General features: G+C 70.4%; 14 protein-coding genes and 1 pseudogene. 14 read left to right on the forward strand and 1 reads right to left on the reverse strand.

Annotated features, from left to right (window positions below):
* Window positions 1-133 precede the first annotated feature (133 nt).
* Both CJ022_RS12300 and CJ022_RS12305 read left to right on the forward strand, forming a co-directional pair.
* Entirely contained in the window at window positions 134-5,230 is a 5,097-nt protein-coding gene (locus CJ022_RS12300; RefSeq protein ID WP_101926943.1) for an NAD-glutamate dehydrogenase, read from the forward strand.
* A 411-nt stretch (window positions 5,231-5,641) separates the two neighbouring features.
* Window positions 5,642-6,360: pseudogene (locus CJ022_RS12305) on the forward strand (NAD kinase).
* Window positions 6,361-6,366: 6 nt separating this feature from the next.
* On the opposite strand, the gene CJ022_RS12310 reads toward CJ022_RS12305, so the two are convergent.
* Window positions 6,367-7,482, reverse strand: a complete 1,116-nt coding sequence (locus tag CJ022_RS12310) for an alpha/beta fold hydrolase (RefSeq protein WP_101926944.1) — start codon at window positions 7,480-7,482, stop codon at window positions 6,367-6,369.
* A 188-nt stretch (window positions 7,483-7,670) separates the two neighbouring features.
* Here CJ022_RS12310 and CJ022_RS12315 point away from each other — a divergent pair, with 188 nt between their 5' ends.
* From CJ022_RS12315 to CJ022_RS17095, 12 genes are all read left to right on the forward strand, one after another.
* The gene (locus CJ022_RS12315) at window positions 7,671-8,576 is read left to right on the forward strand and encodes a 5'-nucleotidase (protein WP_101926945.1); all 906 of its coding nucleotides are present in this window, start codon (window positions 7,671-7,673) and stop codon (window positions 8,574-8,576) included.
* A gap of 10 nt (window positions 8,577-8,586) precedes the next feature.
* Complete coding sequence (locus tag CJ022_RS12320; RefSeq protein ID WP_158238411.1) at window positions 8,587-9,399, forward strand: spermine/spermidine synthase domain-containing protein; 813 nt, start codon at window positions 8,587-8,589, stop codon at window positions 9,397-9,399.
* Window positions 9,400-9,496: 97 nt separating this feature from the next.
* Window positions 9,497-11,545, forward strand: coding sequence for a S9 family peptidase (locus CJ022_RS12325; protein WP_158238412.1), 2,049 nt, complete (start codon window positions 9,497-9,499; stop codon window positions 11,543-11,545).
* Window positions 11,546-11,873: 328 nt separating this feature from the next.
* Window positions 11,874-12,326, forward strand: coding sequence for a PA2169 family four-helix-bundle protein (locus CJ022_RS12330; protein ID WP_101926948.1), 453 nt, complete (start codon window positions 11,874-11,876; stop codon window positions 12,324-12,326).
* A 296-nt stretch (window positions 12,327-12,622) separates the two neighbouring features.
* Window positions 12,623-13,903, forward strand: coding sequence for an MFS transporter (locus CJ022_RS12335; protein WP_101926949.1), 1,281 nt, complete (start codon window positions 12,623-12,625; stop codon window positions 13,901-13,903).
* 55 nt (window positions 13,904-13,958) lie between these two features.
* Window positions 13,959-14,420 carry a DMT family transporter gene (locus CJ022_RS12340; RefSeq protein ID WP_101926950.1) on the forward strand — a complete coding sequence of 154 codons (462 nt, stop codon included), beginning with the start codon at window positions 13,959-13,961 and terminating at the stop codon, window positions 14,418-14,420.
* A 3-nt stretch (window positions 14,421-14,423) separates the two neighbouring features.
* Window positions 14,424-15,050 (forward strand): HD domain-containing protein, encoded by a 627-nt coding sequence (locus tag CJ022_RS12345; protein WP_101926951.1) that lies wholly within the window; start codon window positions 14,424-14,426, stop codon window positions 15,048-15,050.
* A 33-nt stretch (window positions 15,051-15,083) separates the two neighbouring features.
* Window positions 15,084-15,449, forward strand: coding sequence for a DUF6164 family protein (locus CJ022_RS12350; RefSeq protein ID WP_101926952.1), 366 nt, complete (start codon window positions 15,084-15,086; stop codon window positions 15,447-15,449).
* Between the two features lie 183 nt (window positions 15,450-15,632).
* Window positions 15,633-15,866, forward strand: a complete 234-nt coding sequence (locus CJ022_RS12355; protein WP_101926953.1) for a hypothetical protein — start codon at window positions 15,633-15,635, stop codon at window positions 15,864-15,866.
* Between the two features lie 216 nt (window positions 15,867-16,082).
* On the forward strand, window positions 16,083-17,639 hold the full coding sequence (locus tag CJ022_RS12360) for a leucyl aminopeptidase (RefSeq protein WP_101926954.1): 1,557 nt from the start codon (window positions 16,083-16,085) through the stop codon (window positions 17,637-17,639).
* A gap of 168 nt (window positions 17,640-17,807) precedes the next feature.
* A complete protein-coding gene (locus CJ022_RS12365) occupies window positions 17,808-18,566 on the forward strand; it encodes a sulfurtransferase (RefSeq protein ID WP_101926955.1) in 759 nt (252 codons plus the stop codon).
* Window positions 18,563-18,790, forward strand: a complete 228-nt coding sequence (locus tag CJ022_RS17095) for a hypothetical protein (RefSeq protein ID WP_158238413.1) — start codon at window positions 18,563-18,565, stop codon at window positions 18,788-18,790. The genes CJ022_RS12365 and CJ022_RS17095 overlap by 4 nt, the downstream gene beginning before the upstream one ends.

Here is an 18,790-nt window from a genome sequence, read left to right on the forward strand (position 1 = left end):
ACCGCGCGGCGGCCGCCGTCGTCCCCGATCCCGTCGCCCGTCGCGCCGCGCGCGCGGCGGCGATCGTCGCCCTCTCTCTTCCTGTCGGCCCGCGTGAGAACGCGGGCCTCATTGCATCGGACTTTCTGTCGCCATGAGCACATCCCGCAAATCCGGATCGACTTCCTCCAACGCCAAGGCCGCTTCGAAACCCAAGGCGTCCAAGGCGCCGGCGAAGGCCGCCAAGCGCACCTTGCCGGCCGCCGCCGCCGCGGGCCGCACGACCAGCACGCCGGTCGTCGCGTCGCCGGTCACGGTGTCGCACGGCAGCGCCGCCGCGCTGCGCAAGGCCGCATCGAGCCTGCTGGATCCGATCTTCGCCGCGGTGCGCAAGCGCGCCGGCAAGGACGCGCACCAGGACGCCAACGCCTTCGCGCAGGCGTTCTACCGGCGCATGACCGAGGAAGAGCTGCCTCTGCACAGCGCCGACGGCTGGGCCGCGCTCGCCGCCGACCTGTTCGCGTTCGCCGCGAAGCGCAAGCCCGGCACCGCCAACATCCGTCTCTTCAACCCGGTTCTCGCGACCCACGGCTGGGAGTCCCCGCACACGGTGCTGCAGATCGTCAATGACGACATGCCGTTCCTGGTCGACTCGGTGACGATGGCGCTGGCCGAGCAGGGCATCGGCGTTCACGTGCTGGGCCATCCGGTGGTGCAGATCGCGCGCGACCGCAGCGGGCGCCTGACCCGCGTCGGCGAGGGCGAGACCGAGTCGGTGATGCACCTGGAGATCGACCGGCAGACGCCCGCCGACAACAGCCGCATCGAGGCGATCGTGCGCAAGGTGCTCGACGACGTGCGCGGCATCGTCGCCGACTGGCCGGCGATGCGCGAGAAGATGCGCGAGGCCGCCGCCGACCTGCTGTCGCGGCCGATGCCGATCCCCGATGCCAGCCGCCAGGAAGCGCAGGCGTTCCTGCAGTGGGCGGCGGACGACCATTTCACGTTCTTCGGCTATCGCGAATACCGGGTGCGCGGCAAGCGCGGCGCCGGCGTGCTGGAACCGGTCGCCGACAGCGGCCTCGGCCTGCTGCGCGCGCCGGGCCCGGTCAAGTCGCGACCGCTCGAATCGCTGGCCGCGCACACGCTGCGCGCCGCGGGCGAGATCGATCCGCTGATCCTGACCAAGACCAGTGCACGCGCGACCGTGCACCGCCCCGGCTACATGGACTACATCGGCGTCATGCGCTACGACACCGACGGCAATGCGCTCAGCGAGCAGCGTTTCCTCGGCCTCTACACCTCGAGCGCCTACACACGCCGGCCGTGGGAGATCCCGCTGGTGCGCGACCGCTTCGAGCACGTGATGCGCGAATCCGGCCTGAAGCCGACCGGCCACAGCGGCAAGGCGCTCAAGCACATCCTGGAGACACTGCCGCGCGACGAGCTGTTCCAGTCGACGGCCGACGAGCTCTACCGGCTCGGCACCGGCGTGCTGGGCCTGCAGGAGCGCGTGCGCAGCCGCATGTTCCTGCGCCGCGACCGGTACGGCCGCTTCTATTCGGTGCTGGTCTACATCCCGCGCGACCGTTTCAACACCGACGTGCGTCACCGCATCGAGCAGCTGCTGCGCGACGTCATGCATGCCGACCACGTCGATGCCAGCGTGGTGCTCGGCGAGTCGCCGCTGGCCCAGCTGCACCTGCTGGTGCGCCCGCGCGCGGGCGAGCAGTTCGAAGTCGACGAGGCGATGCTGGAATCGGAGCTGTCGTCGATCGTGCGCAACTGGCTCGACGACCTGCGCGACGAACTCGTGCGCCGCCACGGCGAGAGCGAGGGCCTGGCGCTGTCGAGCCGGTTCGGCCGCCTGCTGCCGGCGCCGTACATCGAGCAGGCGTCGCCGGCCGTGGCCGCGACCGACGTCGAGAAGCTGGCGGCGGCCGAGACCTCGGACGCGCCGCAGCTGCATCTCTACACGCGCACCTTCGCCCGCAACAACGAGCCGACGCTGTGCTTCAAGCTCTACCAGCGCGGCACCCACATTCCGCTGTCCGACGTGCTGCCGGTCATGGAGAACATGGGCCTGCGTGTGATCGCCGAGCAGCCGCTGCGCATCGAGATCGACGGCACGCCGCTGTACATCCAGGACTTCGTCGTCGAAGCGGTCGCCGGCGACATCGACGTCGAGCGCCAGGCCGCGCCGTTCACCGATGCCTTCGACCGCATCTGGCGCGGCGACGCGGAGAACGACGGCTTCAACCGCCTGATCCTCGGCGCCGATCTCGACTGGCGCCAGGTCTCGATCCTGCGCGGCTACTGCAAGTACCTGCAGCAGGTCGGCGTGCCGTTCTCGCAGGCCTATGTCGAGGACACGCTCAACCGCTATCCGCTGCTCGCCCGCCTGCTGGTGGAGGTGTTCGAAGCGCGCTTCGACCCGGCGACCGGCCACGAGAGCAAGGCGCAGATCAGCGAAGGCGTCGCGACGTTCCAGCAGCAGCTGCAGACGCTGGCCGGCGACGAGGCGACGATGGCCGTGCTGGCGCCGGTGCTCGACGCGCGTCGCCAGGGCCGCAATGCCCAGTACGACCAGTCGCGCAAGGCGCTCAAGGCGCTGCTCGACCGCGTGTCGAGCCTCGACGAGGACCGCATCGTGCGCAGCTACCTCGGCGTCATCGACGCCACGCTGCGCACCAGCTACTACCAGCGCAGCGGCGACGGCGGCTATCGCGAGACGATCGCCTTCAAGTTCGATTCCGCGCGCGTGCCCGACCTGCCCAAGCCGCGTCCCTACCGCGAGATCTTCGTCTACGGGCCGCGAGTGGAAGGCATCCACCTGCGCTTCGGCCCGGTCGCGCGCGGCGGCCTGCGCTGGTCGGACCGCCGCGAGGACTTCCGCACCGAGGTGCTGGGCCTGGTCAAGGCGCAGATGGTCAAGAACACCGTCATCGTGCCGGTCGGCTCGAAGGGCGGCTTCATCGTCAAGCGGCCGCCGGCCGGCGGCGACCGCGATGCGCAGTTCGCCGAGGGCGTGGCCTGCTACAAGCTGTTCATCAACGGCCTGCTCGACATCACCGACAACATCGTCGACGGCGCGATCGTGCCGCCGCAGGACGTGGTGCGGCACGACGACAACGACCCCTATCTGGTCGTCGCCGCCGACAAGGGCACGGCGACGTTCTCCGACATCGCCAACGGCATCGCGCGCGAGCACGGGTTCTGGCTCGACGACGCCTTCGCCTCCGGCGGCTCGGTCGGTTACGACCACAAGGGCATGGGCATCACCGCGCGCGGCGCATGGGAGTCGGTCAAGCGTCATTTCCGCGCCATGGGCCGCAATTCGCAGACCGAGGACTTCACCTGCGTCGGCGTCGGCGACATGTCCGGCGACGTGTTCGGCAACGGCATGCTGCTGAGCGAGCACATCCGCCTGGTCGCGGCGTTCGACCACCGCCACATCTTCATCGATCCGGATCCCGATGCCGCGCGTTCGTTCGTCGAGCGCCAGCGCATGTTCGCGCTGCCGCGTTCGAGCTGGGAGGACTACGACACCGCGCTGATCGCCAGGGGCGGCGGCGTGTGGCCGCGCACGGCGAAGTCGATCCCGCTGTCGGCCGAGGCGCGCGCCGCCCTGGGCATCGAGGGCAACGTGACGGCGATGAGCCCGAACGAACTGATGTCGGCGATCCTGCGCGCCCCGGTGGACCTGCTGTGGAACGGCGGCATCGGCACCTACGTCAAGTCCTCCAGCGAGCAGCACAGCGATGTCGGCGACCGCGCCAACAACGCGCTGCGCGTCGATGGCCGCGACCTGCGCTGCAAGGTGGTGGGCGAGGGCGGCAATCTCGGCTTGACCCAGCTCGGCCGCATCGAGGCCGCGCTGCACGGCGTACTGCTCAACACCGACTTCATCGACAACTCGGCGGGCGTGGACACGTCCGACCACGAGGTCAACATCAAGATCCTGCTCAATGCGCTTGTGCAGGACGGCCGCATGAAGCTGCCCGCGCGCAACAAGCTGCTGGCGTCGATGACCGACGAGGTCGCCGGCCTGGTGCTGTGGGACAACTACCGCCAGAACCAGGCGCTGAGCCTGATGGAGCGGATGAGCGTGTCGCGCCTCGGCTCCAAGCAGCATTTCATCCGCACCCTGGAATCGAAGGGCCTGCTCGACCGCCAGATCGAATACCTGCCCTCCGACGACGAGATCGCCGAGCGCAAGGCCAAGGGCATCGGCCTGACGCGTCCGGAACTGTCGGTGCTGCTGTCGTATTCCAAGCTGGTCGCGTTCGACCAGATGCTCGATTCCGACATTCCGGAAGACCCGTATCTGTCGCGCGAGCTGCAGCGCTACTTCCCGGCGCCGCTGCAGAAGAAGTACGCCGAGCTGATGGAAGGCCACCGCCTGAAGCGCGAGATCATCGCGACCGCGGTCACCAATACGATGATCAACCGCATGGGCGCGACCTTCCTGCTGCGCATGCAGGAAGACAGCGGCCGGACGCCGGGCGAGGTCGCCAAGGCGTTCACGATCAGCCGCGAGACGATCGAGGCGCGGGCGCTGTGGGGCGAGATCGACGCACTCGACGGCCTGGTGCCGGAGTCGGTGCAGGTCGATGCGCTGCAGGTGATCTGGAACCTCCAGCGTGCGTTCACGCGCTGGCTGCTGGCACGTCCGGGCGCAATCCCGGACATCACCACCGCGGTCGACCGCTATCACGACGGCTTCCACGCGATCCGCAACGGCCGCCAGATCATCGCCGACAGCCAGCGTGCCGGCCACGACGCCAGCCTGCAGGCGTGGCGCGACAAGGGCGTGCCCGAAGCACTGGCCGAGCAGCTGGCGGCGCTGCCGTACCTCGAGCCGTGCTGCGACATCATCGAGGTCGCCAGCGAGCGCAAGCAGAAGCCGGTGGACGTGGCGCGCCTGCATTTCCGTCTCGGCGAGGCCTTGAACCTGCCGTGGCTGACCGAGCAGATCGACGCGTTGCAGGTCGACGGCCGCTGGCACGCCGTCGCACGCGGCGTGCTGCGCGAGGAACTCGGCGAGCAGCATCGGGCCCTGGTCGGTCAGGTGCTGGCGATGCCCGGCGCCACGCCCGGCGACAAGGTCCAGGCCTGGCTGCAGCGCGACGATTCCACGTTGCGCTTCACCCTGGCGATGCTGGGTGAACTGGCCGCGCAGAAGTCGCTGGATTACCCGACCGCGTCGGTCGCCGTGCAGCGCGTCTCGCAGCTGGTGCAGCGCAGCTGACGGCAGCGCAGGTCCACCGCGTTCGCGCGGTGGGCCTGGTGGCGGGGTTGTCCGGTCCGTCTGGACCATGCCGGCGGACACGGTCCCTGGCCTGCGTGCGAACCGGCGTTCCACGGACTGGTGACCCGGTCGGAGCGTCGGGTGCGACGCGTTCGTCGGCATCGCGCGGGCCAGCGCGGGAATGTCCGTGTCATGTCGCATCGCGCGCGCGCGGCTGGACGGGCATCCGTTTCCGCGACGGGGCCGGTACACGCATGCGTCTGCAGGAGCGCGCTCGCGCGCGATGCGGTTGGCGTGGTTGCCGGCATCGGACAGGGTGCGCGTCCTCCCATGCGGGCTGGAACCGTCGACACCCGTGCCATCGCATGCCTGCGCTAAGCTGCGCCCACGTTTTCCCGCAGTGGCCCGACGATGACCGCACCGCACCGCATCGCGTTTCTCGCCAGCCAGACCGACGAGGCCCAGGCCGCGTTGCACCGGCTGGAAGGCGCGCACGGCCATTACGAGCCCGACGCTGCGGACGCGGCCACCTCGGCAAACCCGTCTACGGCATGAAGCTCGGCAGCGTCGGCTTCCTGATGAACCAGCATCGTGGCGACGATCTGCACGCCCGCATCGCCGCGGCGGAACCCGCGATCCTGCGGCCGCTGGAGATGGTGGCGCAGACCGAATCCGGCGCGACGATCGGGTCGCTGGCCTACAACGAGGTGTCGCTGCTGCGGCAGACGCGCCAGGCCGGCCACCTGCGGATCGATCTCAACGGGGTCACCCGGCTCGAGGAACTCGTCGGCGACGGCGTGATCCTGTCGACGCCCGCCGGCAGCACCGCCTACAACTTCTCCGCGCACGGCCCGATCCTGCCGCTGGGGTCGGGCGTGCTCGCGCTGACGCCGATCGCACCCTTCCGCCCCCGGCGCTGGCGTGGGGCGATCCTCAAGGCCGGGACCGAGGTGCGGTTCCGGGTGCTCGATCCCTACAAGCGCCCGGTCAGCGTCACCGCCGATTCGCACGAGGTGCGCGATGTCGTCGAGGTGACGATCCGCGAATCCGAAGACCGCACGGTGACGCTGCTGTTCGACCCCGAGCACAACCTCGAGGAACGCATCCTCAGCGAGCAGTTCGTCGTCTGACGACGCTCAGTCGTCGAAGGCGACGCCGTCGCCCGCGGCCACCGCCAGCGGGCGCACCTGGTCGACCAGCACCGAGAGCGTGCGTCCCGGCTGCTCGAGCGGCGCGAAGTGCGCGGAATGCTCGAACCACACGGCGCGCTTGGCCGGCGCCTCGACGGTGGCGATCCAGTCGGCCACCGGCTGCGACGGCGTCGTGTAGTCGTGGCGGCCGAGCAGCATCCACACCGGCGCATCGACCCGGCGCACGCTGCGGAAATCGACCTGCGGCCATTCGCCGAGGATGCGGTCCAGCGTGAGCGCGCTGCCGGCGGCGATCGCCCGGCGGTCGTCCGGCCCGTAGTCCGGCGACAGGCGCTGTGCGCGGAAGTAGTAATCCGAGTTGTCGCGATAGGCGCTGTGGCCACCGTAATGGATGACCCACTTGCGCTGCGCGTCGATGCGGCCGCCCCGCAGGTCGGTGCCGGGATACGGTGCCAGGGCCTCGAGTTCGGCGACGGCCTCGCGGTTGTCCTCGGCGCGTGCGCGCTCGAGCGCATAGCGGTAGCCGATGGCCTCGTCGCTGGCCGGGTGGATGATCTGGCCGATGCCGACGTAGGCGTGCAGCGCGTCCGGCCGGGCCATCAGCACGCGCATGCCGATCACGCTGCCCCAGCTGTGGCCGACCAGCACGATCTTGCGCTTGCCGTAGGTCGCCCGCAGCCAGTCGACGAGTTCGATGGCGTCGGCCACGTAGCGATCGATCGTGATCGTCGGCGCGACGGCGTTGGGCGCATTCGCGCGATAGGTGCGGCCCGCGGCGCGCTGGTCCCACTGGACGACGGTGAAATAGTCCTCCCAGGGTTTCTGGAACGTCCACGCCGCCGGCATCATCGGCGCGGCCGGGCCGCCGTGCAGGTAGAGCAGGATCGGATTGTCGCGGTCCATGCCGCGCACGGTGATCCACTGGTCGATCCCGCCGATGCGGACGCGGTGTTCCTCCTGCAGGCCCGTGGGCGCGACGATGCGCTGGGCCTCGCCGACGATGGTGCGGCCCTCGGCATAAAGATCATCCCCCGGGGGCGCCGCGCCCGCGCACAGCGGCCACAGGAGCAGGGCGAGCAGGGACAGGCGGATCGGCAACATGGCGTGTACCTCGCGTCGCGGAGTGGAGTCCACGCTGCGCCCGCGGGCCACGACGGCCCAGTGCCGATGGTCAGGGGGCCCGCCTGCCCGGATCGCGCATAATCCGCGCAGGCCTGCTGCGGCCGCATCCGGTCTCCGCACCGTCGACGCGTCGCCGGCATCCTCATTCCCTCGTCCCGCGATCCGCCATGCCCGATCTGTCCGTGCCCACGCTCACCGTCGCGATCTCCTCGCGCGCCCTGTTCGACCTCGAGGACAGCCACGCGCTGTTCGAACAGCAGGGCATCGACGCCTACGCCGAGCACCAGCGTGCGCACGAGGACGACATCCTCGAACCCGGCATCGCGTTTCCGCTGGTGCGCAAGCTGCTGGCACTGAACATCGACGCGCCGCCGGATGCGCCGCATGTCGAGGTCATCCTGCTGTCGCGCAATTCCGCCGACACGGGGCTGCGGATCTTCAATTCGATCCAGCACCACAATCTCGGCATCAGCCGCGCGACGTTCACCTCCGGCGAGCCGACCTGGCCCTACATCAAGCCCTTCGGCACCCAGCTGTTCCTGTCGGCGAATCCCGAATCCGTGCGGCGTGCGCTGGAGAACGAGATCGCCGCGGCGACGATCATCCCCGCGCGCGCGGCCGCGCACCGCTCCGACCAGCTGCGCATCGCCTTCGATGGCGACGCGGTGATCTTCGGCGACGAGGGCGAGCGGGTGTCGCAGGAAGGCGGGATCGAAGCCTTCCACAAGCACGAGCGCGAGCGGGCGCGCGAGGAGATGGTCGGTGGTCCGTTCCGCGGGTTCCTGTCCGCGCTGCACGATCTGCAGGCGGCGTATCCGCCGGGCAAGGACGCGCCGATCCGCACCGCGCTGGTCACCGCCCGTTCCGCGCCGGCGCACGAGCGGGTGATCCGCACGCTGCGCGCCTGGGGCGTGCGCCTCGACGAAGCGCTGTTCCTCGGCGGCCGGCCGAAGGGCCCGTTCCTCGATGCGTTCGGCGCCGATATCTTCTTCGACGATTCCCAGCACAACATCGACTCGGCCAGTCCGCACGTGGCGGCCGGCCATGTGCCGCACGGCTGGTCGAACCGCTGAGCCGCCCCGGATGACGGACGCGTCCCAGGCGCCGGTGCGCACCGGCTGGCTGCGCCGGTGGCTCGCAAGGCTGCGCGGCGAAGCGGCCCCGCGTCTGCGCAAGCCCTATGTGCGCCACCACGACGGATTCACCTCGCTGCAGTTCGTGCGCCGGCAGACCCAGAGCCGCATGGTGACGGGCGATCCGGACCGGCTGCTGATCGACTACACCCGCACGATGCTGGCGACGCTGCTGTTTCAGCCGGCGCCGCGCGTGCTGGGCATGGTCGGGCTCGGCGGCGGCTCGCAGACCAAGTTCTGCCATCGGCATCTGCCGACGACGCGGATCGAGGTCGTCGAGAACAATCCGCACGTCGTGGCCCTGCGCGACGCGTTCGGCATTCCCGCCGATGATGCGCGCCTGCGGGTCGTCGTCGACGATGGCGCGGCGTTCGTCGCGCGGCAGCCGGCGCACTTCGACGTGCTGCTGGTCGACGGGTACGACGAGACCGGAATTCCGCCCGTGCTGTCGACGCAGGCGTTCTACGACGCCTGTCGCGATGCGCTGACTGCGCAGGGCGTGCTGGCCTGCAATCTGTACGTGCGCAATCCCGGCGTGCACATCGAACGGCTGCAGCAGGCCTTCGGCGCACGGCAGGTGCTCGTCGTCGACGAGCCGAAGATGAGCAACCGTGTCGCGTTCGCCTGGCGGGGGCCGTTGCCCGAACGGAGCGCGGACGCGTGGATCGCGCGGGTGCCGTCCGCGGTACGCGAACCGCTCGCGGGCGAGCTGGCGCGACTGGCCGCGCGACTGGTGCGACACCGGACGCTGTCGGCGCGCTGAGCGGCCGCGCGCAGACCCGCGGGCCAGGCCCGCACATTGCGCGACCGCCGATTCCCCTGCAGAGTCCCGGGCTGTTTCCGTGGACGAGGGGATGTCGATGCAACGATGGATCTGGGGACTCGTGTGTGCGCTGGGCCTGACGACGGGCGCGCACGCGGCGGGGATGACGCTGGAGGACATCGCCAGGACCCGCGCGGTCACGCAATCGGCGGTGAGCCCGCGCGGCAGCGAGGTCGCCTACGTGCTGTCGGTGCCGCGGACACTGGGCGTCGATCCCGACGGACCGGCGCGCGCCGAGCTGCACGTCGTCGACGGCGCGGGCAACAGCCGCGGTTTCGTCACCGGCAAGGTCGACGTCGCGGCCCCGCAGTGGCTGCCCGACGGCAGCCGCATCGCCTATCTCGCCAAGCGCGAGGGCGACGAGACCCGCGGCCTCTACACCATCCCGCTCGCCGGCGGCGAATCGAGCCGGGTGGCGTCGCTGCGCAGCGATATCGGCAGCTTCAGTCTGGCGCCCGACGGGCGCCAGGTCGCGCTGACCGCGGTCCAGCGCGAGAGCGACGCGCGCAAGGCGCTGCGCGACAAGGGCTTCAGCCAGAAGGTCCACGAGGAGGACTGGCGTCCGGTCGAACTGTGGATCGCCGATCTCGGCGCCGCGTCGGGCAGCGAACCGCGCCGCGTCGACCTCGACGGCAGCGTGCAGGCGGTCAGGTGGAGCCCGGCCGGCGACCGCCTCGCCGTCGTCGTCGCACCGCGCCAGCTGACCGACGACACGATGGTCGATGCCCGCGTGCGGATCTATTCGGTCGACGGTCGCGAACTGGGCCGCGTGGACAATCCCGGCAAGCTCGGTGACCTGGCCTGGAGTCCGGACGGTGCGCATCTGGCGATCATCTCCGCAGCCGACGTCAACGACCCGCGCGAAGGCCGGCTCACCGTCGTCGGCAACACCGGTGGTGTGCAGCGCGATCTGTTGCCGGATCTCGAGGGGCACGTGTGGAACGTCGCCTGGCGCGATGCCGAGCATCTCGTTTTCATCAGCCAGGAAGGCGTGCAGAGCCGGGTCGCCGAGATCCGGGTCGACGGCAGCGGCCAGCGCACACTCGTGCCGGCGAGCGGTCCGGTCTTCACCGGATTGAGCGTCGCCGCGCAGGGCGGCGACATCGCGCTGGTCGGCAATGCGCCGACGCATCCGTCCGACGTGTTCCACCTCGCCGCCGGCACGGCCGACCCGCGACGCCTGACCGACAGCAATCCGTGGCTGGCCGATGTCGAGCTGGCGCGGCAGGAGGTCGTGCGCTACACCGCGCGCGACGGGCTCGAACTCGAGGGTGTGCTGGTGCATCCGCTGACGCGTCGCGGCGATGCGCGCGTGCCGCTGCTGCTGGTCGTCCACGGCGGCCCGGAAGCGCACAACGCGAACGGCTGGCTGACGTCGTACGCGCAGCCTGCCCAGGTCGCTGCCGCCCGCGGTTTCGCGTCGTTCTTCCCGAACTACCGCGCCAGCACCGGACGCGGCGTCGCGTTCTCCAAGCTCGACCATGGCCGCCCGGCGAAAGAGGAGTTCGACGATCTCGTCGATGGCGTCGACCATCTGATCGCCACCGGTCTGGTCGATCGCGACAAGGTCGGCATCACCGGGGGATCCTACGGCGGCTATGCCAGCGCCTGGGGTGCGACCTACTACAGCGAGCGCTTCGCCGCGTCGGTGATGTTCGTCGGCATCGCCGACCAGGCCAGCCTGGTCACCACCGGCGACATCCCGCGCGAGCAGTATCTGGTGCACATGCAGAGCTGGCCGTGGGAGAGCCCCGCGATGTATAGCGAGGCGAGCCCGATCACGCACGCGCAGAAGTCGAAGACGCCGACGCTGATCCTGCACGGCGAGGCCGACCCGCGCGTGCCGGTCATGCAGTCCTACATGATGTACCGCTATCTGCAGCTCGCCGGCGAGGCGCCGGTGCGCCTCGTGCTGTACCCGGGCGAGGGCCACGGCAACAGCCGCGGCGCATCGCGCTACGACTATTCGCTGCGCGCGATGCAGTGGATGGAGCACTACCTCACCGGCCCCGGTGGCGAGCCGCCGCCCTACGAGATCGCATACGACCTGCCCGCGTCGCAGGCCGCCGAAGCGACGACGAAGTAACCCGCTCGAGACGTGTCGATCGAACGCCGCGACCCCATGGGTCGCGGCGCTTTTCGTTGCGCGTGACCATCGCGAGAAGACCGCGCAGTCAGCTACCCGCCGCGAGGCTGAACCGGATGCCGCGCGGCGCACTGCCGGGTCGCTGCACGTCGTTCCGCTCACGCGATCTTGCCCGGCGCGTCGCTAGTCTGGCCCCCGTCGATCCGAACGTTCCACCGCGTCATGCGCAGCCGCTTCACGTGCGCGACGGACGATGCCGCGATCCAAGACCGGCTCTTTCAAGAGCGTCGTCATCCGACGGCGCCATCCCATTCCACGGAGATATCGAATGTCCGACAACAAGACCACCCACACCCTCAACGACCTCATCTCGATCGCCCGCGACGGCAAGGACTTCTACGAAGAAGCCGCGCAGAAAGTCGAAGACACCGAGCTGCGCACGCTGTTCGCCCGCATCGCGACCGTCAAGACCCGCATCGTCAGCGACCTGAGCGCCGCCGTGCAGGCCGCCGGTGGCACGCCGGAGACCTCGGGCACGATGGTCGGCAGCATGCAGCAGATGTACGGCAAGATCCGCGCGACTTTCGGCGACAAGGAATACGGTTATGTCGCCGAGCTCGAAGAGTCCGAGGACCGCCTGCTCGAGGCGTTCGACGAAGCCGCGCGCGACAGCGACACCCCGCCGGCGGCCCGCGACGTCGTCGTCCGTCTGATGCCGGAAGTGCGCGAGTGTCACGACGTGATGCGCGCCCGCAAGCTCGCCATGAAGAACGCGTCCTGACGTCGTCGCGGGCCCGGTCTCCCGGGTTCGCGCTCGACAGATGACGTGACACGCCGGTCGGGGTTTCCCCGGCCGGCTTTCTTTTTTGCGTCCCATGCAAGCGGGCCGACGGCGCGGTGCTGCGGCGGGACGGGCGATTCGCATCATGCAATGCGCGCGTCCACCGCATCGCAACGGTCAGCCTGGACATCCGATGGGGTTACGACACGCGGCCCGGCACATGCCCGGTCATCGGCGGGGACCGGGCACGCAGTGACTCTGGCAGAATCGGCGCGAGTCCCGCGGCGCACCACACCATGACCGGATCCGCGACACCGAGCCGCTCCAAGGCCCGCGTACTGTTTGCCAGCCTGATCGGCACGACGATCGAGTTCTTCGATTTCTACATCTACGCCACGGCGGCGGTGCTGGTCTTCCCGACGCTGTTCTTCCCGTCGGACGATCCGGCATCGGCGATGCTGCAGTCGCTGGCGACGTTCGCGCTGGCGTTTTTCGCGCGGCCGATCGGCTCTGCGGTCTTCGGGCACTACGGCGACCGCATCGGCCGCAAGGCGACGCTGGTCGCGGCATTGCTGACGATGGGCATCTCGACGGTCGTGATCGGTCTGCTGCCCACGCATGCACAGATCGGCGTGTGGGCGCCGGTCCTGCTCGCCTTGTGCCGGTTCGGCCAGGGGCTGGGCCTCGGCGGCGAGTGGGGCGGGGCGGTGCTGCTGGCGACGGAGAACGCGCCACCTGGCAAGCGCGCCTGGTACGGCATGTTTCCGCAGCTCGGCGCGCCGATCGGGTTCTTTCTCGCGACCGGCGTGTTCCTGCTGCTGACGACACTGATGGACGACGCGGCGTTCTTCGCCTGGGGCTGGCGCGTGCCGTTCCTCGCGAGCGCGGTGCTGGTGCTGGTGGGCTTGTGGGTGCGGCTGCGCATCACCGAGACGCCGTCCTTCCAGCGGGTGCTCGACAGCCACGCGCGCGTGCGCCTGCCGATGCGCGAGGTGCTGCTCGGCCATCCGCGCGCGCTGCTGATCGGCACGCTGCTGGCGCTGGCGACCTTCGTGCTCTTCTACCTGATGACGGTGTTCGCGCTGAGCTGGGGCACGTCGCAGCTGGGTTACACGCGCGAGCGTTTCCTCGTGCTGCAGCTGGTCGGCGTGCTGTGCTTCGCCGCGACGATTCCGCTGGCCGCGCATTACGCCGACCGGTTCGGCCGGCGCCGCGCGATGCTGGTCGCCAATGCCGGCATCCTGGTGTTCGGCCTGTGCTTCGCGCCGCTGTTCGTGGCCGGCCACGACCTCGGCGTGCTCGCCTTCCTGATGCTCGGGCTGGCGCTGATGGGCCTGACCTACGGACCGGTCGGCACCATCCTGGCCGAACAGTTCCCGACCGCGGTGCGCTACACCGGGGCGTCGCTGGCGTTCAATCTGGCCGGCATCTTCGGCGCGTCGCTCGCGCCGTACGTCGCGACGGCGCTGGCGACGCGATTCGGCCTGCACTACGTCGGGTTCTACCTGGCCGCCGCGGCCGCGCTGAGCCTGCTCGCGCTGCTGGCGTTGCGGCCGGACGACACGCACGCCGCATGACGTCCACGGGCGGCGACGCCTTAGACTGCGGGCGGATGCAACGCAGGGAGTGGACATGAATGCCTGGCTCGGTCTGAGCGTCGTCACCGCCGCGCTGGTCGGCATGCTGCTGCCGCTGCAGGCGCTGCTCAATGCGCGGCTCGGGGCGATGACCCAGGGCGCCCTGTTCGCGTCGTTCGTTTCGTTCCTGGTCGGCACCCTCGTGCTCGGCGCCGCGCTGCTGGCGTCGCGTCCGGTGTGGCCCGGTGGCCGCAGCCTGCTCGCATTGCCGCCGTGGCTGTGGCTCGGCGGGATCATTGGCGCGGTATTCGTGTTCTGCGGCACGCTGCTGGTGCCGCGGCTGGGCGCGGCGGGCCTGATCTGCCTGATCGTGTTCGGCCAGCTGACGGGCTCGCTGCTGCTCGACCATTTCGGCGTGCTGGCGCAGGCGCGGCCCGTGGATGCCACGCGCCTCGCCGGCGCGGTGCTGGTGTGCATCGGCGCGCTGCTCGTCGTGCGTCCCTGGCAGGGCGGCTGAGCGATGGTCTTGCCCGATGCACCGCCGGCGCTGCCCGCGCCGATGCGCGCCGCGCTGGAGGCCGCCTACGCCACGCCGCCGCGCGTCTACCACAACCTCGCGCACGTCGATGCGCTGCTGCAGGAATTCGCGGTCGTCGCGGCCGACACCGGCTGGACGCAACCGGTCGAGGTGACACTGGCGATCCTCTATCACGACGCGATCTACGACGCGCGCCGCCAGGACAACGAGGCGCGCTCGGCGCAGCTGGCGGCGGACGCGATCGCGCAGTGGATGCCGCAGGCCGGCGTCGACGTGGCGCGGGTCGTCGAACTGATCGCACTGACCGCGCGGCACGGCGCGCTGGCACCTGGCGATTTCGGTCGTACGCCACGCGACGACGACACCCGGCGCTTCCTCGACTGCGACATGGCGATCCTCGGTGCGCCGGCTGCGGTCTTCGACGCCTACGATCGCGGTATCGCCGCGGAGTACCGGCACGTGCCGCGTTGGCTGTTCACGCTCAACCGGCGGAAGTTCCTCAAGCAGTTGCTCGCGCGTGAGCGCATCTATCTCGACGACGGCTTCCATGCGCGCCTCGATGCGCCGGCGCGGCACAACCTGCGGCGCGCGATCACCACCAAGCGCTGAAGCGGGCCACGGCGGCGCGGTATCATCCGCGCCATGGCGAAACTGCTGCTCAACCTGCGCTACGTGCCCGAGGACGAGGCCGCCGACGTGCGCGCGTTTCTCGATGCGGCCGGCCTCGACTGGTACCAGACCAATCCCAGTCCGTTCGGGATCTCGCACGGTGGCATCTGGCTGCGCAACAACGACGACCTGCCCGAGGCCAAGCGGCTGATGGCCGACTACCAGCGCGATCGCGAGGCGACCGCGCGCGCGGAACACGCGCAGGCGCAACGCGATGGCACCGCCGAGACCTTCGGCGACATCGTGCGTGCGAATCCGATGCGCGTGGTGCTGATCGTCGTCGCGATCGGCTTCCTGTTGGGCCTCATGGCATTGCCGGGTTGGCTGCTGTCGCGCTGAGCGGCCGTCCGCGCCGGTGAATGCGCCCGCGCGCAACGCTGTGTCGCCACCCGTGGTGCGCTCCGCTCACTTCCGCGCAACGCATCGGCCACTAGCGTTGCCGTCCTGTCCGTTACCGCCGTACGCGCACTCCGGCGACGGCGGGGGCGGACAACCAGACCGGATTCCTGTCGAGCATTGCCGATGTCCGAACGACCGAGCCCGCCGCATGCCACGCGCGACACGCCACCGTGGAAGCGGAAGAATCCCAAGTCGAAATCCGCGCGCACGCCGTTGAGCGACGCGCAGAAGGCGGCCGCCAGGCAGCGCGCCGACGACGCGGGGCGTCGCTATCCCAACCTCGTCGACAACATGTGGGCCGCAAAGCACGTCGCAGCGGGCACGCCGTCGAAGACGGCGGCCGGATCCGACGACTGACCGTCGACACCGATCGCGGGGCGGCGTGCCCGGCGTCGCCCATCGGGCGACCCGAGGCGTGGCTGGCGTCGTCCATCGGCGATCCGATACGCGCGCCCGGACCATGTGCCGCCACGCCGTGTGGTCGTCTCCGGCCGTGGCGCAACCCGGCCGCGAATTGTTAAGGTCCAACACCCGGCGCGACCTGCCGGGTCCGTTCGTCTGTCTGGAGACCGCATGATCGCCACCCGTCCGCTGCAGCGCCTGCTGCTGGCTTCCGTCCTCGTCTGCGCCGTGTTGCCGGCCGCGGCCCAGCGTGAGATCCGCTTCGATGCCCTGCAGCCGCCGACCGGCGGCACGCTCGCCATCGCGGTGCGCGAAGGCGTCGAACGCGGGCCCGCGTTCGCGCAGGTCGACGCCGCCAGCAACGGAGCGCTGACCCGCGCCGCGACCGCCGCCGAATTCACCGGCAAGGCCGACAGCCAGCTCGATCTGCCGGGTGTCGGCACGTTCGACCGGGTGCTGCTGGTCGGCGTGGGCAGCGAAGCCCCGACGCCGCGCGTGCTCGAGGATGTCGGTGGCCGCATCGGCCAGTTCGCCGCCGGTAGCAAGGCGCCGCGCATCGACGTGCTGTGGGACGGCGCCGATACCGCGGCGGCCTCGCATCTGGCCTTCGGCGCGGCCATCGGCCAGTACCGGTTCCGCAAGTACCGAACGACCGGCGGCGACGCCGCGGCGACCGGCGAAGGCGAACTGGTGATCCGTACGCAGGCGGGCGCGTCCGCGGGCGATGCCTGGGACGCGGACTGGAAGCCGGTGGCCGACGCGGTGTGGTTCGCACGCGATCTCGTCACCGAGCCCGCGAACGCGGTCTGGCCGGAAGAATTCGTCGCGCGCACGCGCGCGGCGTTCGAGGGGATGCCCAACGTCAGCATCGAAGTGCTGGACGTGCCGGCGATGGAGCGCCTCGGCATGGGCAGCCTGCTCGCGGTGGGCCAGGGCAGCGCGCGTCCGCCGCGGCTCATGCTCGTGCGCTACAACGGCGGCACGCGCGGGGACGCGCCGGTCGCGTTCGTCGGCAAGGGCATCACCTTCGATACCGGTGGCATCTCGATCAAGCCCAGCGACGGCCTGTGGCGGATGAAGTACGACATGACCGGCGCCGCGTCCGCCACCGGCGCGGTGCTCGCACTCGCCGGGCGCCGCGCGCCGGTCAACGCCGTCGCCGTCGCGGCGCTGGCGGAGAACATGCCCTCGGGCACGGCCGCGCGGCCGGGCGACGTCATCCGAACGGCATCGGGCAAGACCTACGAGATCCTGAGCACCGACGCCGAAGGCCGCATGGTCCTGGTCGACGCGCTCTGGTACGTGCAGCGCCAGGACAAGCCGAAGGTCATCGTCGATATCGCCACACTGACCGGCGCCATCGTCACCGCGCTGGGCAACGATTTCGGCGGCCTGTTCACACGCGACGACGCCCTCGCCACGCAGTTGATCGCGGCCGGCACCGCCGCCGGCGAACCGGTCTGGCGCATGCCGATGCTGCCGGCCTACGGCAAGATGCTGGAGTCGCCGATCGCCGACATGCGCAACGGTGGCGGCCGGCCCGGGTCGGGCACTGCGGCACATTTCATCGGCGAATGGATCGAGCCCGGCCAGGCCTGGGCGCATCTCGACATCGCCGGCATGGCGTGGAACGAGTCGACCGGCACGGCGACCACGCCGTCGGGTGCGACCGGCTTCGGCGTGCGCCTGTTCGACCGCTTCGTCCGCGATTACCACGAGGCCGAATGACGGCGTCGGACCGGCGGTCTCGCGCCGGTCCGCGTTGCGGCGGTGTCGCGATCGCGCGGACAGGCCCGGGCCGGAGCGGTTGATCGCGGGGTTCGCCGTCGTCGCCTGGCGCTGGCCAGCGCGGCCGTTCAGCCGCGACCGCGCCGTGCACCGCGTAACATGCGTCGCATGATCGTCAACATCGCCGCCTACCACTTCGTCGCCATCGACGCGCCCGACGCGCTCGCCGACCGGCTGCGCGCGCGCGCCGGGGCCGACGGCCTGCGCGGCACGGTGCTGGTGGCGCCGGAAGGCCTCAACGTCTTCCTGGCCGGCGATGCGGACGCGATCGACGGGTTCGTCGCGATGCTGCGCGCCGATGCGCGTTTCGCGACCTTGCAGGTCAAGCGCAGCCGTAGCGCGGTGCAGCCGTTCGCACGCCTCAAGGTGAAGGTGAAGCCGGAGATCATCAGCTTCCGCCGTCACGAGGCGATGCCGCTGCAGGCGCCGGCGCGTGCGCCCGCGGTCGCGCCGGCGGACCTCGCGCGCTGGCTGCGACAGGGCCACGACGATGCCGGTCGGCGGCTGGTGCTGCTGGATACGCGCAACCGCGAGGAAGTCGGTTACGGCACCTTCGAAGGCGCGCTGACGCTGCCGATCGACAATTTCACCGAACTGCCCGACGCGCTCGCGCCGCACCGCGAGGGCCTGCGCGACGCGACCGTCGTCAGCTTCTGCACCGGCGGCATCCGCTGCGAAAAGGCGGCGCTGTGGATGCGGGCCGACGGCATGGACAACGTGCTGCAACTCGACGGCGGCATCCTCGGCTACTTCGAGGCGGTCGGCGGCGCAGGCTACGACGGGCGCTGTTTCGTGTTCGACGGACGCATCGCGCTGGACCCGGCCTTGCGCCCGCTGCACGACGCCGACACGGCGGATGCCGCATGAGCTGGCTCGGCTTCGTCCTGGTGATCCTCGGCATCTGGCTGGCGTTCAAGGTCGCCGGCGTCGTGCTGCGGCTGATCGTGACGGTGCTGATCGTCGTCGCCGCGTACTGGTGGCTGGCGCCGCATTTCGGCTGGCCGACACTCGGCGAGCTGTTCTACGTGCTGGGGCCGGACGTGCGCGTGCCCGAGGTGTCGCTCCCGGACATCGACCTACCGTCGCCGTGA

This window comes from Luteimonas rhizosphaerae (genome assembly GCF_002849595.1).
Taxonomy (GTDB): domain Bacteria; phylum Pseudomonadota; class Gammaproteobacteria; order Xanthomonadales; family Xanthomonadaceae; genus Luteimonas; species Luteimonas cellulosilyticus.

Excerpts from the sequence above, each read along its gene's own strand:
- CJ022_RS17095 (WP_158238413.1), top strand. The coding sequence starts at position 18,563 with ATGAGCTGGCTCGGCTTCGTCCTGGTGATCCTCGGCATCTGGCTGGCG.
- CJ022_RS12330 (WP_101926948.1), top strand. The coding sequence starts at position 11,874 with ATGTCCGACAACAAGACCACCCACACCCTCAACGACCTCATCTCGATC.
- CJ022_RS12350 (WP_101926952.1), top strand. The coding sequence starts at position 15,084 with ATGGCGAAACTGCTGCTCAACCTGCGCTACGTGCCCGAGGACGAGGCC.
- CJ022_RS12320 (WP_158238411.1), top strand. The coding sequence starts at position 8,587 with ATGACGGACGCGTCCCAGGCGCCGGTGCGCACCGGCTGGCTGCGCCGG.
- CJ022_RS12300 (WP_101926943.1), top strand. The coding sequence starts at position 134 with ATGAGCACATCCCGCAAATCCGGATCGACTTCCTCCAACGCCAAGGCC.
- CJ022_RS12360 (WP_101926954.1), top strand. The coding sequence starts at position 16,083 with ATGATCGCCACCCGTCCGCTGCAGCGCCTGCTGCTGGCTTCCGTCCTC.
- CJ022_RS12355 (WP_101926953.1), top strand. The coding sequence starts at position 15,633 with ATGTCCGAACGACCGAGCCCGCCGCATGCCACGCGCGACACGCCACCG.
- CJ022_RS12345 (WP_101926951.1), top strand. The coding sequence starts at position 14,424 with ATGGTCTTGCCCGATGCACCGCCGGCGCTGCCCGCGCCGATGCGCGCC.
- CJ022_RS12310 (WP_101926944.1), bottom strand. The coding sequence starts at position 7,482 with ATGTTGCCGATCCGCCTGTCCCTGCTCGCCCTGCTCCTGTGGCCGCTG.
- CJ022_RS12365 (WP_101926955.1), top strand. The coding sequence starts at position 17,808 with ATGATCGTCAACATCGCCGCCTACCACTTCGTCGCCATCGACGCGCCC.
- CJ022_RS12340 (WP_101926950.1), top strand. The coding sequence starts at position 13,959 with ATGAATGCCTGGCTCGGTCTGAGCGTCGTCACCGCCGCGCTGGTCGGC.
- CJ022_RS12315 (WP_101926945.1), top strand. The coding sequence starts at position 7,671 with ATGCCCGATCTGTCCGTGCCCACGCTCACCGTCGCGATCTCCTCGCGC.
- CJ022_RS12335 (WP_101926949.1), top strand. The coding sequence starts at position 12,623 with ATGACCGGATCCGCGACACCGAGCCGCTCCAAGGCCCGCGTACTGTTT.
- CJ022_RS12325 (WP_158238412.1), top strand. The coding sequence starts at position 9,497 with ATGCAACGATGGATCTGGGGACTCGTGTGTGCGCTGGGCCTGACGACG.